17 protein-coding genes are annotated in these 13,819 nt (G+C 62.1%); 11 read left to right on the top strand and 6 right to left on the bottom strand.

Going from position 1 to position 13,819, the window contains the following annotated elements; all coding sequences use genetic code 11:
• Positions 1 to 4: 4 nt before the first annotated feature.
• The 9 genes from AC07UB_RS09395 (at position 5) to AC07UB_RS09355 (ending at position 7,581) form a co-directional block, all read left to right on the top strand.
• Positions 5 to 640 carry a cytochrome c oxidase assembly protein gene (locus AC07UB_RS09395; RefSeq protein ID WP_494652745.1) on the top strand — a complete coding sequence of 212 codons (636 nt, stop codon included), beginning with the start codon at positions 5 to 7 and terminating at the stop codon, positions 638 to 640.
• 63 nt (positions 641 to 703) lie between these two features.
• Positions 704 to 1,561, top strand: coding sequence for a cytochrome c oxidase subunit 3 (locus tag AC07UB_RS09390; protein ID WP_492791734.1), 858 nt, complete (start codon positions 704 to 706; stop codon positions 1,559 to 1,561).
• 80 nt (positions 1,562 to 1,641) lie between these two features.
• Positions 1,642 to 2,031 carry a DUF983 domain-containing protein gene (locus AC07UB_RS09385; protein ID WP_492791735.1) on the top strand — a complete coding sequence of 130 codons (390 nt, stop codon included), beginning with the start codon at positions 1,642 to 1,644 and terminating at the stop codon, positions 2,029 to 2,031.
• Positions 2,028 to 2,795 carry an SURF1 family protein gene (locus AC07UB_RS09380; RefSeq protein ID WP_492791736.1) on the top strand — a complete coding sequence of 256 codons (768 nt, stop codon included), beginning with the start codon at positions 2,028 to 2,030 and terminating at the stop codon, positions 2,793 to 2,795. Before AC07UB_RS09385 ends, AC07UB_RS09380 begins: the two co-directional genes overlap by 4 nt.
• A gap of 135 nt (positions 2,796 to 2,930) precedes the next feature.
• The gene (gene thrC / locus AC07UB_RS09375) at positions 2,931 to 4,349 is read left to right on the top strand and encodes a threonine synthase (protein WP_492791737.1); all 1,419 of its coding nucleotides are present in this window, start codon (positions 2,931 to 2,933) and stop codon (positions 4,347 to 4,349) included.
• The gene (locus AC07UB_RS09370; RefSeq protein ID WP_492791738.1) at positions 4,346 to 5,635 is read left to right on the top strand and encodes a M16 family metallopeptidase; all 1,290 of its coding nucleotides are present in this window, start codon (positions 4,346 to 4,348) and stop codon (positions 5,633 to 5,635) included. The genes thrC and AC07UB_RS09370 overlap by 4 nt, the downstream gene beginning before the upstream one ends.
• A gap of 42 nt (positions 5,636 to 5,677) precedes the next feature.
• On the top strand, positions 5,678 to 6,076 hold the full coding sequence (locus AC07UB_RS09365) for a YbaN family protein (RefSeq protein ID WP_492791739.1): 399 nt from the start codon (positions 5,678 to 5,680) through the stop codon (positions 6,074 to 6,076).
• 104 nt (positions 6,077 to 6,180) lie between these two features.
• Positions 6,181 to 6,768, top strand: a complete 588-nt coding sequence (locus tag AC07UB_RS09360; protein ID WP_492791740.1) for a GNAT family N-acetyltransferase — start codon at positions 6,181 to 6,183, stop codon at positions 6,766 to 6,768.
• A 129-nt stretch (positions 6,769 to 6,897) separates the two neighbouring features.
• The gene (locus tag AC07UB_RS09355; protein WP_492792762.1) at positions 6,898 to 7,581 is read left to right on the top strand and encodes a hypothetical protein; all 684 of its coding nucleotides are present in this window, start codon (positions 6,898 to 6,900) and stop codon (positions 7,579 to 7,581) included.
• 74 nt (positions 7,582 to 7,655) lie between these two features.
• Here the strand turns inward: AC07UB_RS09355 and AC07UB_RS09350 are convergent, their stop codons facing one another.
• The 5 genes from AC07UB_RS09350 to AC07UB_RS09330 all read right to left on the bottom strand — a co-directional run bounded on the left by AC07UB_RS09350 (position 7,656) and on the right by AC07UB_RS09330 (position 10,288).
• Positions 7,656 to 8,138, bottom strand: a complete 483-nt coding sequence (locus AC07UB_RS09350; RefSeq protein ID WP_494652741.1) for a F0F1 ATP synthase subunit B family protein — start codon at positions 8,136 to 8,138, stop codon at positions 7,656 to 7,658.
• A gap of 5 nt (positions 8,139 to 8,143) precedes the next feature.
• Positions 8,144 to 8,701 carry a F0F1 ATP synthase subunit B family protein gene (locus AC07UB_RS09345; protein WP_492791742.1) on the bottom strand — a complete coding sequence of 186 codons (558 nt, stop codon included), beginning with the start codon at positions 8,699 to 8,701 and terminating at the stop codon, positions 8,144 to 8,146.
• Positions 8,702 to 8,763: 62 nt separating this feature from the next.
• Positions 8,764 to 8,991, bottom strand: coding sequence for a F0F1 ATP synthase subunit C (locus AC07UB_RS09340; RefSeq protein ID WP_006022884.1), 228 nt, complete (start codon positions 8,989 to 8,991; stop codon positions 8,764 to 8,766).
• Positions 8,992 to 9,052: 61 nt separating this feature from the next.
• Positions 9,053 to 9,802, bottom strand: a complete 750-nt coding sequence (locus AC07UB_RS09335) for a F0F1 ATP synthase subunit A (protein ID WP_492791743.1) — start codon at positions 9,800 to 9,802, stop codon at positions 9,053 to 9,055.
• Positions 9,803 to 9,904: 102 nt separating this feature from the next.
• Entirely contained in the window at positions 9,905 to 10,288 is a 384-nt protein-coding gene (locus tag AC07UB_RS09330) for an AtpZ/AtpI family protein (RefSeq protein WP_492791744.1), read from the bottom strand.
• Between the two features lie 277 nt (positions 10,289 to 10,565).
• Here AC07UB_RS09330 and AC07UB_RS09325 point away from each other — a divergent pair, with 277 nt between their 5' ends.
• Positions 10,566 to 11,189 (top strand): 2-hydroxychromene-2-carboxylate isomerase, encoded by a 624-nt coding sequence (locus AC07UB_RS09325; RefSeq protein WP_492791745.1) that lies wholly within the window; start codon positions 10,566 to 10,568, stop codon positions 11,187 to 11,189.
• 148 nt (positions 11,190 to 11,337) lie between these two features.
• Positions 11,338 to 11,811, top strand: coding sequence for a hypothetical protein (locus tag AC07UB_RS09320; protein ID WP_492792763.1), 474 nt, complete (start codon positions 11,338 to 11,340; stop codon positions 11,809 to 11,811).
• Positions 11,812 to 11,907: 96 nt separating this feature from the next.
• Here AC07UB_RS09320 and AC07UB_RS09315 read toward each other — a convergent pair whose 3' ends face one another.
• Positions 11,908 to 13,572 carry an MFS transporter gene (locus AC07UB_RS09315; protein WP_492791746.1) on the bottom strand — a complete coding sequence of 555 codons (1,665 nt, stop codon included), beginning with the start codon at positions 13,570 to 13,572 and terminating at the stop codon, positions 11,908 to 11,910.
• Positions 13,573 to 13,819 lie beyond the last annotated feature (247 nt).

Raw genomic sequence — 13,819 nt, 5'->3', positions numbered from 1 at the left:
ACGAATGGACAACGACACGCAGCCGATGACGCAGCAACCAACGAGCACCAGGAAGACGCCTCGGGTCAGCCGCGACATCATGGTCGCGTCGATCTGCGGTTTCGTCGTGGCGTTCATGGTCGGCGCTTCCTACGCAGCGGTGCCGTTCTACGACTGGTTCTGCCGCGCCACCGGATTCAACGGCACCACGCAGGTTGCGACGTCCGCGCCTGCAGGCACGCTCGAGCGCCGGATCGCCGTGCGGTTCGACTCGAATGTGAGCGGCGGGCTGCCCTGGAAGTTCGAGGCCGAGCAGACCGAGATCAGCGTCAAGATCGGCGAGGTGGTCACCGCTTACTACACGGTGACCAATCAGGCCGCGCGCGCGACCACGGGCGTCGCCGCCTATAACGTCGCACCGCTCACGGCAGGTTCGTTCTTCCAGAAGATCAATTGCTTCTGCTTCACCGAGCAATCGTTCGGTCCTGGCGAGAAGCGCGAGATGGCGGTGGTGTTCTACGTCGATCCGGCGCTGGTCGCGGATCATGAGTATGACGACCTCAACACCATCACGCTGTCCTATACGTTCTACCCTGTGAAAGATCCTGCGCCAAAGCCGCTTGCGGCAACGGAGACGGACAAGCGCAAGGGCAACCTTTGATCTTCTGTTTTCGACCATAACGACGACACGCGCCGGATGACACCGGCATCACGGAGAGACCACATGGCAACGGGCCAAGCCAAGCACCACGATTATCATCTCGTCGATCCGAGCCCATGGCCGGTCGTCGGTTCGATCTCGGCTTTCATCATGGCCGTGGGCGCCGTCGCATGGATGCACAAGATGTTCGCCGGCGCGCCGATTGTGTTCGGCGTCGGCACCATCGGCGTGCTCTACACCATGGCGAGCTGGTGGGCGGACGTGATCCGCGAGGCGCAGTACAAGGGCGATCACACCCGCGTCGTGCAGCTTCATCACCGCTACGGCATGATCCTGTTCATCGCCTCCGAAGTGATGTTCTTCGTGGCGTGGTTCTGGGCCTATTTCAACGCAGCGCTGTTCCCGGCCGATCCGGTTCACGCCACGCGTGAGGCGCTGTTCGGTGGCGTCTGGCCGCCGAAGGGCATCGAGACTTTCGATCCGTGGCATCTGCCGCTGCTCAACACGCTGATCCTGCTGACCTCCGGCACCACGGTGACTTGGGCTCATCACGCGCTGCTCGAAGGCGACCGCAAGGGCCTGAAGTACGGACTGATCCTCACCATCGCCCTGGGCGCTCTGTTCACCTGCGTGCAGGCCTATGAATACGGCCACGCCGCGTTCAGCTTTGCCGGCAACGTTTACGGCGCGACGTTCTTCATGGCGACCGGCTTCCACGGTTTCCACGTGCTGGTCGGCACCATCTTCCTGCTGGTGTGTCTGCTGCGCGCGTATGCGGGCCATTTCACACCGAAGCAGCATCTCGGCTTCGAATTTGCCGCGTGGTACTGGCATTTCGTGGACGTGGTCTGGCTGTTCCTGTTTGTCGTGATCTATGTCTGGGGACATGGCGCATCGACCATGGCGCACGGCGCGCACTAACCGTCGCAATGGTCGTTCAAAAGACCTAGATTGAAGGGCGGCCACCGTGCCGCCCTTTTTCTTTGGAGACGAGTACGGGCATGGACCAGCACGTTCCCGCGACCCTGGCGCAAACCGCGATGCGCGGTCTTGCCTGCAAGTGTCCGCGCTGCGGCGAAGGCAAGCTCTATGCGGGGTTTCTGACGTTGCGTCCGCGCTGCGAGGCCTGCGGTCTCGATTACGCTTTCATCGATGCGGGAGACGGTCCGGCCGTGTTCATCATCATGATCGCGGGCTTCATTGTGGTCGGCTCCGCGCTGATCGTCGAGATCAAGTACCAGCCGCCATTCTGGGTCCACGCTGCGTTGTGGGGGCCGCTGATCCTGGCAACGACATTGCTGCCGCTGCGGTCGATGAAGGCGCTGCTGATCGCGCTTCAGTATCATCACAAGGCCGCCGAGGGACAACTCGTCGGGCGTGACCCGAAATGAGTCAGGTGAAAACGGCCAGGCCCGCGCGCGGCATTTTCGGCCTCGCGCTGATCGCGCTGATCATGGTGTCGGTGCTGGCGAGCCTCGGCGTCTGGCAACTTCGCCGCAAGGACGAAAAGCATGCGCTGATCGCGGCGCTCACCGAGCGGCTTGCGGGCGCGCCGCGCGCGCTGCCATCTGCCGCGGAATGGCCCACGCTCAATTCCGCGCACGACGAATTTCTGCGCGTCTCTTTCAGTGCGACCTTCGAGTCGAAGCCGGACGCCATGATCTACAGTTCCGGTTCGGCGGTGCGCGACGACATTTCCGGGCCGGGCACATGGGCTTTTATGCCGGCGCGGCTGGCTGACGGCCGCGTCGTGGTGATCAATGCGGGCTTCGTGCAGAACACGATGCAGGATCGCGCGCAGCAGGACCGCGCGGTGACGCGGCTCGTGACCGGCGCGCCGGTCGCGATGACCGGCTACATTCGCTTTCCGGAAAAGCCCGGCACGTTCACGCCGGACCAGGACGCTGCCAAGCGGCTGTGGTTCTCGCGCGATCACCGCGCCATGGCGCAGGCGCTCGGCTGGGGTGACGTGGCGCCGTTCTATATCGATCTGGAAGCGCCGGTGCCACCGTCGGGCACCCCGAAACCGGGTCCGTTGCACGTCCATCTCAAGGACGATCACCTGCAATATGCCATCACATGGTTCGGCCTCGCACTGGTGGTCGCAATCGCCTTCGGTTTCTGGGTCAGAGGGCGGCGGCGGGGCCTCATCTGAGCCTCGCGGAGCGATCCGGTTTCCTTGTGAAGCCGGATCGCAGCCGATATGGTGCGGTTCGATTTCCCTGCGGGTGAAGTCAATCATCATTCAATATCAAAGGCTTGCACTAGGCTTGAGCCTTTGGAGGATCGCTTGACGAGCTATATTTCGACACGGGGCGAGGCTCCCCGCCTTGGCTTTTGCGACGTGATGCTGACCGGGCTTGCCCGGGACGGCGGCCTCTATGTGCCGGAGGTCTGGCCGCAGCTCTCCAGCGAAACGATCGCCGGATTCTTTGGCCGCCCCTATTGGGAAGTCGCCGTCGAGGTGATCCGCCCGTTCGTCGCGGACGAAATTTCCGAAGCCGATCTCGGCCGTATGGCGCTTGAAGCCTACGCGACCTTCCGCCATCCGGCCGTGGTGCCGCTCAGCCAGATCGCGCCGGATCGTTTCGTGCTGGAACTGTTTCACGGCCCCACGCTCGCGTTCAAGGACGTGGCGATGCAGTTGCTGTCGCGGCTGATGGATCATGTGCTGGCCAAACGGGGACAGCGCACCACCATCGTGGTTGCAACCTCCGGCGATACCGGCGGTGCGGCGGTCGATGCATTTGCCGGTCGCGACAACGCCGATCTCATCGTGCTGTTTCCGGACGGGCGTATTTCCGACGTGCAGCGGCGCATGATGACCACCAGCGGCGCGGCCAACGTCCATGCGCTCGCGATCGAAGGCAACTTCGACGATTGTCAGGGCATCGTGAAGGGCCTGTTCAACCATCACAAATTCCGCGATTCCGTCTCGCTGTCGGGCGTCAACTCGATCAACTGGGCGCGTATTGTGGCGCAGGTGGTTTATTACTTCACGTCGGCTGTGGCGCTTGGCGCGCCTGCGCGCGAAGTCGATTTCACGGTGCCGACCGGAAATTTCGGCGATATCTTCGCGGGCTATGTCGCCAAGCGCATGGGCCTTCCCGTCAGGCGGCTGCGGATCGCCGCCAACGTCAACGACATTCTGGCGCGCACGCTCAAGACCGGCATTTACGAGGTCAAGCAGGTTCACGCCACCACGTCGCCGTCGATGGACATTCAGATCTCGTCGAACTTCGAGCGGTTGCTGTTCGAGGCGACCGGCCGCGACAGCGCCGCTGTGCGCGCGCTGATGGGTTCACTGGCGCAGTCGGGACGCTTTGTGCTGAGCGACGCGGTGTTGAAACAAATTCGCGACGAATTCGACGCAGGACGCGCCGACGAGACCGAGACCAGTGCGGCGATCCGCGCTGCGTGGCGCGAGGCGGGCGAACTGATCGATCCGCATACCGCTGTTGCGCTCGCGGTCGCGGATCAGGACAAGCCGGTGTCGACGGTGCCGAACATTGTGCTCTCGACCGCGCATGCCGCCAAGTTCCCGGATGCCGTCGAGGCTGCGTGCGGAATGCGTCCGCCGCTGCCCGCGTGGCTCGACGGCCTGATGACGAAGCCTGAACACATCAAGGTCATGAAGAACGACCAGACAGAGGTCGAACGGTTTATCGTCTCGGTGAGCCGCGCCGCCAAGCAAGGGATCGCCGGATGAGCGTCAACGTTACCAAGCTGCCTTCGGGTTTGACCGTTGTCACCGACACCATGACGCATCTGGAGACCTCCGCGCTCGGCGTATGGACCGGCGTCGGCGGCCGCGACGAGAAGCCGAATGAACACGGCATGTCACATCTGCTGGAACACATGGCCTTCAAGGGCACGACACGGCGGACGTCGCAGCAGATCGCGGAAGAAATCGAGGCGGTCGGCGGCGACCTCAATGCGGCGACCTCGACCGAGACGACGGCCTATTACGCGCGCGTGTTGAAGGCCGACGTGCCGCTGGCGCTCGATGTGCTGTCCGATATTCTCGCTAACCCGTCGTTCGATGCCGAAGAACTTGAGCGCGAGAAGAGTGTGATCGAACAGGAAATCGGCGCGGCGCAGGATACGCCGGACGATGCGATCTTCGAGCACCTGAGCGAAATGTGTTATCCGGACCAGCCGATGGGCCGCTCCCTGCTGGGTACGCCGCAGACGCTGGCCGCGTTCAATCGCGACAATCTGCAAGGCTATCTGTCGACGCATTATCGCGGCCCCGAAATGGTCGTCGCTGCCGCAGGTGCTGTCGATCACAAGCATGTGGTTGCGGAAGTCGAACAGCGTTTCGCGAGTTTCGACGGCACGCCGGCACCGAAGCCTACGCCTGCGATGTTCGGCAAGGGCGGCACTCGCGTCATTCACCGCGATCTCGAGCAGGCGCATCTCACGCTGGCGCTTGAAGGCGTGCCGCAGTCGGATCTGTCGCTGTTCAGCCTGCAGGTCTTCACCAACATCCTGGGCGGCGGCATGTCGTCGCGGCTGTTTCAGGAGGTGCGCGAGAAGCGCGGGCTCTGCTATTCGATCTACACCTTCCACGCGGCCTATTCCGATACCGGATTCTTCGGGCTTTATACCGGCACCGATCCCACCGACGCGCCGGAGATGGTGGAAGTCATTGTCGATGAAATGAACAACGCGGTCGAAACGCTCACTGAAGCGGAAATATCCCGGTCCAAGGCACAGATGAAGGCGGGCCTTCTGATGGGAATGGAAAGCTGCAGCTCGCGCGCCGAGCAACTGGCGCGGCACATTCTGGCTTACGGGCGTCCGCTGACCTCGGAAGAACTGGTCGCGCGGATCGATGCGGTCAGCATTGAATCGACGCGCAACGCGGCGCGGGCGCTGCTCAGCCGCAGCCGTCCGGCGGTGGTGGCGCTGGGGGCAGGGCGCGGCCTCGACACCGCTGTCAGCCTTGCCGAAGGGCTGGCGCGGCCGAAGGCCAAAGCTCTTCTGCATTGAGGGTGCAACTTCACCGGCGCGACAGTTTCGGCATGTGATGACGTGAGCGCAGATCCCGCAGGACACGGTTCTCGCTATCCGCGCCTGCTGCGGGCTGTCTTTCTTGCCCTGGGATTTTTCTTCGTCGCGCTGGGTTTTATCGGGGCATTCCTGCCCGTTTTGCCCACGACGCCATTCCTTATTTTGGCGGCGGCGTGCTTTGCGCGTTCGTCCGAGCGGTTCGAGAACTGGCTGCTGCAGCATGGCCGCTTCGGTCCGATCCTGCGGGAATGGCGCGCACGCGGAGCCATTCCACGCAAGGCGAAGCTGGCCGCGCTCGGCGGAATGACTGCGGGCTTCATGATCTTCCATCTGACCGTCAATCCCGGCTTGTCGCTCACGCTTGCCGTTGCGGCCTTGATGCTGACGGGCGCCGTGTATGTCGTCTCGCGGCCATCGTAGAGCGCACCTGTCCGCACAGGTGGAGTTCGGAATAAGCGGAGAATTGTGCTAACGGAATACTACGCGGACGCGCCATCGGCGTCCGGATACGGGGAGGGTCCGGCATGGCCCTGTTTCGTCTTCCCTCGGCAACGGCTCCGGCGCTCGCCCCGCGCGGACACGGGCTTCTGCTGCGTGCGCCGCAAATGGCCGATTACGGGCAATGGAGCGAGTTGCGCGAGATCAGCCGCTCGTTTCTGACTCCGTGGGAGCCGATCTGGCCGTCCGACGATCTGACCCGCTCGGGTTTCCGCAGGCGGCTGCGCCGCTACGCCGAAGACGTGTCCGAGGACAGGGCCTATCCCTTCGTGGTGCTTCGGGAGGACGACGGCACGCTCATCGGCGGGGTAACGCTGGCCAATGTGCGGCGCGGGATCGTGCAGGCCGGCACCGTCGGTTACTGGATCGGCCAGCCTCATGCCGGCAAGGGCTATATGACCCGGGCGCTGCGTGTGCTGTTGCCGACCCTGTTCGGCGAACTCAACCTGCATCGCATCGAGGCCGCCTGTATCCCGACCAACCAGTCCTCGATCCGGGTGCTGGAGAAATGCGGGTTTGCCCGCGAGGGACTGGCCCGGCGCTATCTGTGCATCAACGGGGTCTGGCAGGACCATTACCTCTACGGCCTGCTGGACGAGGATTTCCGCGGTTAACCAGCCGCCGTCTTGGCGATGCAGCGCCTTTGGTTCGCCGTCTTTGCCCTGCTATAAGGCCGTCTCCGATCCCTCTCCGATTTTTCTCTCCGATCTCTCTTTGATCTCTCGGGCCGACTGGAAGCAATGATGGCGGGTGACAGGCTTTTGAAGCGCACAGCAGTTGCTGTGCTGGCGGTTGCGGCAAGCGCGGCGCTGTCGGGCTGCGGCGGCGGCAGCATGTTTGGCTCGTCGGGCTCGTCATCCGGCGATTCGTCGTCGTCGGGATCGTCGTTCGGCAGCAGGTTCAGCCAGCTATTCAGTTCGAAGTCGCAGGAAGCCACCACGACGTCCGCGCCATCGACGCAGGCATCCGAGAACAGCGATCTGACCTGTCCCAGCGTCGCGATCCGGTTCGGCGCATCCACGCTGGCCGTCGGGCTGCCGGGCAAGCCCGCCTCGGGCAACGACCTGCGCTATCAGGGATCGATCACGCGCACGGCGCGCGACTGTAATTTGCAGGGCGGTCAGGTCACCGCGCGGATCGGCATCATGGGCCGCATCATCACAGGGCCTGCGGGTGCGCCCGCGACCGTCGATGTGCCGATGCGCGTAGCCGTCGTGCAGGAAGGCGCGCCGGAGAAGGTCATCACCACCAAGGCGATCCGGACCACCGTGACGATGGAAGGTGAGAACACCGAGTTCAGCCTCGTCGCCGAAGACGTCACCTATCCGACGCCGACGGCGGCAGCGAACGACAAATACATTTTCTATGTCGGTTTCGATCCGGCCGCGCTGAAGCCGGAGCCCGCCGCGCGCAAGCGGAAGAAATAACGCGCATCATGCGCCCAAACAAAAAGCCGGCCGCGAGATTGTCGCGGCCGGCTTTCGTTTAAGCGGTAATGTTGTCAGTTCAGCTTGCTGCGAACGTCCTGGATGCCCTTGGCGATCAGGTCGTCGGCGACCGAACCCTTGACTGACTGCGTCATGATCGACGACGCCGCGGTCACTGCGGCCTCAGCAGCCGCTGCGCGGACATCCGCGATCGCCTGGCTTTCTGCCTGCGCGATTTTGCCTTCGGCGGTCTTGGTGCGGCGAGCGACGAAGTCTTCCATCTTCACCTTGGCTTCGGCTGCAATACGTTCAGCCTCTGCCTTGGCGCTGGTGACGATCTCCTGCGCTTCGCGTTCCGCGCTGGCGCGGCGGGCGCGATATTCCTCGACCAGCTTCGCAGCCTCTTCCTTGAGGCGGCGGGCGTCGTCGAGTTCCCGCTGAATACGGTCGCGGCGATTGTCGAGCGCCTTCAGAACAGTGCGGTGAACGCCGAAATAGCCGAACACGCCCATCAAAAGGACGAAAGCGACGGCGACCCAGAATTCTGCTTCGAACATCGTCGTTATCCCTTCAAGGACGCATCGACTGCGCTGTCGACAGCCTTGCTGTCAGGCGCAACGCCGGTGAGGCGCTGGACGATGGCCGCAGCCGCATCCGATGCGATCGAGCGGACATTGCCCATCGCCGTCGTGCGGGTTGCGGCAATGGTCTTTTCGGCATCGGCGAGTTTGGTTGCGAGGCTGGCTTCCAGCGTCTTGCGATCGCTTTCGGCCTGCGCATTCAGCTTGTCACGGGTCTCCGAGCCGATGGCCTGAGCCCGCGCGCGCGCATTGGCGAGCTCGGTTTCATAGGCCTTCAGGGCTTCGTCAGACTCGTCCTTGAGCTTCTGCGCCTCGGCGAGATCGTTTTCGATCACGCCTTCGCGGTTGGAGATGATGCCGCCGACGCGCGGGAGCGCGAACTTCGACACGATGAAGTAAAGCAGCGCAAAGGCGATCGCGAACGACACCAGCTGCGAGGCAAACGTTTCCTTCTGGAAAGGCGGGAACCCCGCCTTGCCATGTCCGTCTGCCGCAGTGTGGGCGGTCGTGCCCTTTGCAGTGCTCTGACCCGTCGCCATGAGCGTCTCCTGTTTGCGTCAGCCGCGGCTCAATCGAGACCGCGGCAACGCATCATCCGAAATCAGACGGCGAACAGCAGCAGCAGCGCGATCAGCAGCGAGAAGATGCCGAGCGCTTCGGTCACGGCGAAGCCGAAGATCAGGTTCGCGAACTGGCCCTGCGAGGCGGACGGGTTGCGAAGCGCGCCGTTGAGGAACTGGCTGAAGATCATGCCGACGCCGATACCCGCGCCGCCCATGCCGAGACATGCAATGCCGGCGCCGATGTACTTTGCTGCGACTGGATCCATAGTAGAAACTCCTTCTTGGGATGTTGGTGTCGTTGGATGAAGTGAAATCCGGGTCTTGAATTCAGTGTCCCGGGTGAAGTGCGTCGTTCAGATAGATGCAGGTCAGGATGGTGAAGACGTAGGCCTGCAGGAAAGCCACGAGAAATTCGAGGCCGGTGAGCGCGGTCGTCATCGCCAGCGGCAATACCGAACCGAAAATGCCAAGTGCGCCGAGCGCGCTCAGCGACGTGACGAAACCCGCGAACACCTTGAGGGTGATGTGACCCGCCAGCATGTTTGCGAACAGACGCACGGAATGGGACACCGGCCGCGACAGGAACGAGATGACCTCGATCACCATGATCAGCGGCAGGATATAAAGGGGAATGCCCGAGGGGACGAACAGCTTGAAGAATTTGAAGCCGTTCTTGTAGAGGCCGTAGAGCAGCACGGTCAGGAACACCATCAGCGCCAGCGCCAGCGTGACGATCAGATGGCTGGTCACGGTGAAGGTGTACGGAATGAGGCCGATGAGGTTCGCGGTCAGGATGAAGGCGAACAGCGAGAACACGAACGGGAAAAACTTCATGCCTTCTTCGCCGACGCTTTCCCTCAGCGTATTCCCGACGAATTCGTAGGACAGTTCCGCGAGGGACTGGATACGGTTCGGCACCAGACGGCGGCCGGCGCTGCCGCCGATCATCAGCAGCGCGACGAGAGCGACCGAGCCGAACATGTAGGCTGACGAGTTGGTGAACGCGATCTCCTGGCCGCCGATATGGCCCAGCGAGAAGATCTTGTGGATCTCAAATTGATGGATCGGATCGGCCATCCACGTTCGTCTTTCATCTTTGCCGGCATGCCGGACAGTAACACCCGCCAGCGAACTGGCTTGAAATTCCAAGCGATTCCCAGGATCGGTCGCGGGACCCTGTCAGGAGCGGTCGGACGCGTCGCGGTTTGCGACGCCGGCTGCCCGCATCACGTTGATCACACCGGCGGTGAAGCCAAGCAGAAAAAACACGATGAGACCCCAGGGCGATGTCGACAATAGACGGTCGATACCCCAGCCGATGACCGCTCCGACAAGCACGCCTGCAATCAATTCGGAGGAGAGGCGAAACCCCCGTGCCATCGCGGATGCGTTGGAGGGGCCTGCCCCGCTTCCCGACTGATCGGTCTGGATTTTGCGGTCTTTCCGGACTTCGGAAAGCCGATGATTCAGACGGTCGAGCCTTGCGGAGAGCGCAGCTTCGTCGGCCGTCGGCTTGTCTTGCTCACCTTCGCCGCGACCCTTGCCGTGTGTGCCGTTCGCCATTGCTGTCGACACCTACGCCCGTCGCGCGATTTCAGAGAAAAACGCCCCGCCACCCACGGAAACCGCGCGGACCATACTGACGGCCTACGGTCAAGTCAAGATTGCCTAATTACCATCTATCAGATTGAAATATCTCGGAAAATTATGGAAAAATTCCTGCTGCTGCGCGCACTCGCCGCACTGCGATAACAGGGTATGCCATGCGGCGCTGACGGGCGCGTTTTCGGCTCGTTGTGATAGCTTCGCAATTTCCAGAATTCGGACAGCCGGAGGCCAGATGGCGCGCCAGATCGACTACTATTTTTCCACCCAGTCGCCATGGGCCTACATCGGGCACGCATTGTTTGAGGATCTCGCCGCCGCGCACCAGCTCAAGGTCAATTACAAGCCGGTTCAGCTGATCGAGGTTTTTTCCGAAACGGGAGGCTTGCCACTGGCAAAACGTCATCCGGCCAGACAGCGCTATCGGATGATGGAGTTGCAGCGCTGGCGCGACAAGCGCGGTCTCACGTTCAATCTCAAGCCGCAATTTTTTCCAGCCGATCCCCGGCTTGCAGATGGCGTGGCCGTTGCGGCGGCCGCCGTGGGGCTCAATCCCGAGCCGTTCGTGCGCCGCGCATTCGTGGGGCTCTGGGAGCAAGAACTCAATCTTGCGGACCCGGCGACAGTGACCCGGCTGGCGGATGAAGCGGGGTTGCCGGGGGCAAAGATTGTGGCGCATGCGGTCTCGGACGAAATCAGGGCCGCTTACGAACAGAACCGTCAGGACGCCATTGCGTCAGGTGTATTCGGCTCACCCTGCTGGGTGCTGGACGGCGAGGTTTTCTGGGGCCAGGACCGGATCGAATTGCTGGCCGATGCGTTGAAGTCCGGCCGAAAAGCCTACACCTCCGAAGTCTGAGGCAGGCGACGGCTTCGAGCAGACGAGGAAGCCCATGCTTGTGAGTGACATGCTTGCTGAAGTCATGCGCGGGCATGACTTGCGCGTTGAAGCACCATTCCCGGTGTCGCGCCGTCCGGCTTGTCTTGCAGCGAGGGTGCTTGCTGCAATGGCGGTGGCATCGGTGCTGATGTTCAACGGCGAGGCGCGGGCTCAGTCAGCGCCTGACACCGAGAATGGCCGTTTTGTGCTGTCACCCGTTCCGGATGGATTCCTGCGGCTCGATACCCGCAACGGAACGGTCTCCACTTGTACCAATAGTGGCGGGTGGACATGCCGCCTTGTGCCGGACGAACGGGCGGCGCTCGATTCCGAGATCGGACGGCTTCAGGCTGACAACAAGCGCTTGAAAGACGAACTCGCGCAGCGCGACACCGTGAACGGCAAGACGGACGCGCCGCTGGCGAAAGAAGATTCGAAGAAAAGCGCGCAGGCGTTGCCGGACAACAAATCGTCGCCCGACAAGAAGATCGAACTGCAACTGCCGCCAGAACACGAAAAGCTGATGGCGCTGATCGATCGCGTATGGGACCGGCTGATCGAAATGGCCGTCCGTCTTCAGAAAAGACTGTCCGAGATCTGAGATTTATCGGCGTAAAAAAACGGCCGCGGGTTGTTCCGCGGCCGTTGTGGTTTGGAATGTGAGGGTCAGGCGACGATGCCGTCTGACCCTCGAATTTTACTTGGTGATATCGACGTCCTTGGTTTCCGGCAGGAAGAAGAAGCCGATCACCACGGTGATCAATGCGAAGATCACCGGGTACCAAAGGCCGGCGTAGATGTCGCCGGTCGACGCCACGATTGCGAAGGACGTTGCTGGCAACAATCCTCCGAACCAGCCGTTGCCGATATGGTAGGGCAGCGACATTGACGTGTAGCGGATGCGGGTCGGGAACAGTTCGACCAGCATCGCCGCGATCGGGCCGTACACCATGGTCACGAAGATCACGAGAATGAACAGAAGTCCGATAATCGCGGCCACCTGCGGCCGGAAGATATCGAACGGATTGCTCATCTTCACGAGTGTCGTGTTGGCGCCGGGCTTCGGATAACCGGCAGCCTGTAGGGCGGCGGTTGCACCAGCGTTAGATGCTGCCGGCGTGGTGTAGGGTACGTCCGTTCCGTTGATCTTGATGGCGACGGGCGAGCCTGCCGGACCAGCGACGGTTTCGTACTTGACCGAGGACTTCGCAAGGAAGTCGCGGGCAAGATCGCAAGGTGCCGAGAACACGCGGGTGCCGACCGGGTTGAACAAGTCGCCGCAACCCTTCGGATCCGCCACCACCGAAACCTTCACCGTCTCGATGGCCTTTTCCAACTGCGGGTTGGCGTTGCTCGAGATCATGCGGAAGATCGGGAAGAAGGTCAGCGCCGCGATCAGACAGCCTGCCAGAATGATCGGCTTGCGGCCGATCTTGTCGGACAGGGCGCCGAACACGATGAAGAAGCCGGTGCCGAGCAGCAGCGACCACGCGATCAGCAGGTTCGCGGTGTAGCCGTCGACCTTCAGGATCGATTGCAGGAAGAACAGCGCGTAGAACTGGCCAGTGTACCAGACCACGCCCTGACCCATGACGCCGCCGAGCAGCGCGATCAGAACGATCTTGGCGTTGCTCCAGTTGCCGAAGGATTCGGTCAGCGGCGCTTTCGAGCCCTTGCCCTCGTCCTTCATCTTCTGGAACACGGGGGATTCGTTCAGCTTCAGTCGAATGATGACCGAGACGCCGAGCAGCACGACCGAGAGCAGGAACGGAATGCGCCAGCCCCAGGACGCGAATTCCGCCTCGCCGAGAATCGTGCGGGTGAACAGGATCACCAGCAGCGACAGGAACAGGCCGAGTGTCGCGGTGGTCTGAATGAACGAGGTGTAGTAGCCGCGCTTGCCGGGAGGCGAGTGCTCCGCGACGTAGGTAGCTGCGCCGCCGTATTCACCGCCGAGCGCGAGGCCCTGCGCCAGACGCAGGGCGATCAGAATGATCGGAGCCGCGATGCCGATGGTGGCAGCGTTCGGGAGCAGGCCGACGATGAAGGTCGACAGGCCCATGATGAGAATGGTGACGAGGAACGTGTACTTGCGGCCGACGATGTCGCCGATGCGGCCGAACACGATGGCGCCGAACGGACGAACCAGGAAGCCTGCGGCGAACGCGAGCAGCGCGAAGATGTCGCGGGTCGCTGGCGGATAGGCCGAGAAGAACTGCGCGCCGATGATCGCGGCGAGCGAGCCGTAAAGGTAAAAATCGTACCATTCGAAAACGGTGCCGAGCGATGAAGCGAAGATGACGAAACGTTCGTCCTTCGTCATGCCGCCCGCGCGTGGCGAGGTCGTAGTCACAGTGGCCATTTCAATGCTCCCCAAAACGTGTTGCTGAAAAAATCGCTTCTGCGCGCCGTTCTTTCGCCGGTTCAAAAACGCGAGAAGTTCGCAAATACGGTAACATCGGCGTGAAACAACGCCCTATAAGACTTTCGGCCAGCGCATATGGAGGTCCGACATACCTTGCACTGCACAATCGTTGCATTTGCGGGCACGAGCGCTTGTCGTTTTCGCTCGCGGGTTGCAAGACTAAACGGCGCGGTAAACACTTGAA

This window comes from Afipia sp. GW821-FHT04G03 (assembly GCF_059419985.1).
The sequence above is the reverse complement of the archived record's forward strand: the minus strand, read 5'-3'. Positions and strand labels throughout refer to the sequence as shown.

Coding starts and splice junctions, on each gene's coding strand:
- AC07UB_RS09395 (WP_494652745.1), top strand. CDS start 5: ATGGACAACGACACGCAGCCGATGACGCAGCAACCAACGAGCACCAGG.
- AC07UB_RS09390 (WP_492791734.1), top strand. CDS start 704: ATGGCAACGGGCCAAGCCAAGCACCACGATTATCATCTCGTCGATCCG.
- AC07UB_RS09385 (WP_492791735.1), top strand. CDS start 1,642: ATGGACCAGCACGTTCCCGCGACCCTGGCGCAAACCGCGATGCGCGGT.
- AC07UB_RS09380 (WP_492791736.1), top strand. CDS start 2,028: ATGAGTCAGGTGAAAACGGCCAGGCCCGCGCGCGGCATTTTCGGCCTC.
- AC07UB_RS09370 (WP_492791738.1), top strand. CDS start 4,346: ATGAGCGTCAACGTTACCAAGCTGCCTTCGGGTTTGACCGTTGTCACC.
- AC07UB_RS09360 (WP_492791740.1), top strand. CDS start 6,181: ATGGCCCTGTTTCGTCTTCCCTCGGCAACGGCTCCGGCGCTCGCCCCG.
- AC07UB_RS09355 (WP_492792762.1), top strand. CDS start 6,898: ATGGCGGGTGACAGGCTTTTGAAGCGCACAGCAGTTGCTGTGCTGGCG.
- AC07UB_RS09350 (WP_494652741.1), bottom strand. CDS start 8,138: ATGTTCGAAGCAGAATTCTGGGTCGCCGTCGCTTTCGTCCTTTTGATG.
- AC07UB_RS09345 (WP_492791742.1), bottom strand. CDS start 8,701: ATGGCGACGGGTCAGAGCACTGCAAAGGGCACGACCGCCCACACTGCG.
- AC07UB_RS09340 (WP_006022884.1), bottom strand. CDS start 8,991: ATGGATCCAGTCGCAGCAAAGTACATCGGCGCCGGCATTGCATGTCTC.
- AC07UB_RS09335 (WP_492791743.1), bottom strand. CDS start 9,802: ATGGCCGATCCGATCCATCAATTTGAGATCCACAAGATCTTCTCGCTG.
- AC07UB_RS09330 (WP_492791744.1), bottom strand. CDS start 10,288: ATGGCGAACGGCACACACGGCAAGGGTCGCGGCGAAGGTGAGCAAGAC.
- AC07UB_RS09325 (WP_492791745.1), top strand. CDS start 10,566: ATGGCGCGCCAGATCGACTACTATTTTTCCACCCAGTCGCCATGGGCC.
- AC07UB_RS09320 (WP_492792763.1), top strand. CDS start 11,338: ATGGCGGTGGCATCGGTGCTGATGTTCAACGGCGAGGCGCGGGCTCAG.
- AC07UB_RS09315 (WP_492791746.1), bottom strand. CDS start 13,572: ATGGCCACTGTGACTACGACCTCGCCACGCGCGGGCGGCATGACGAAG.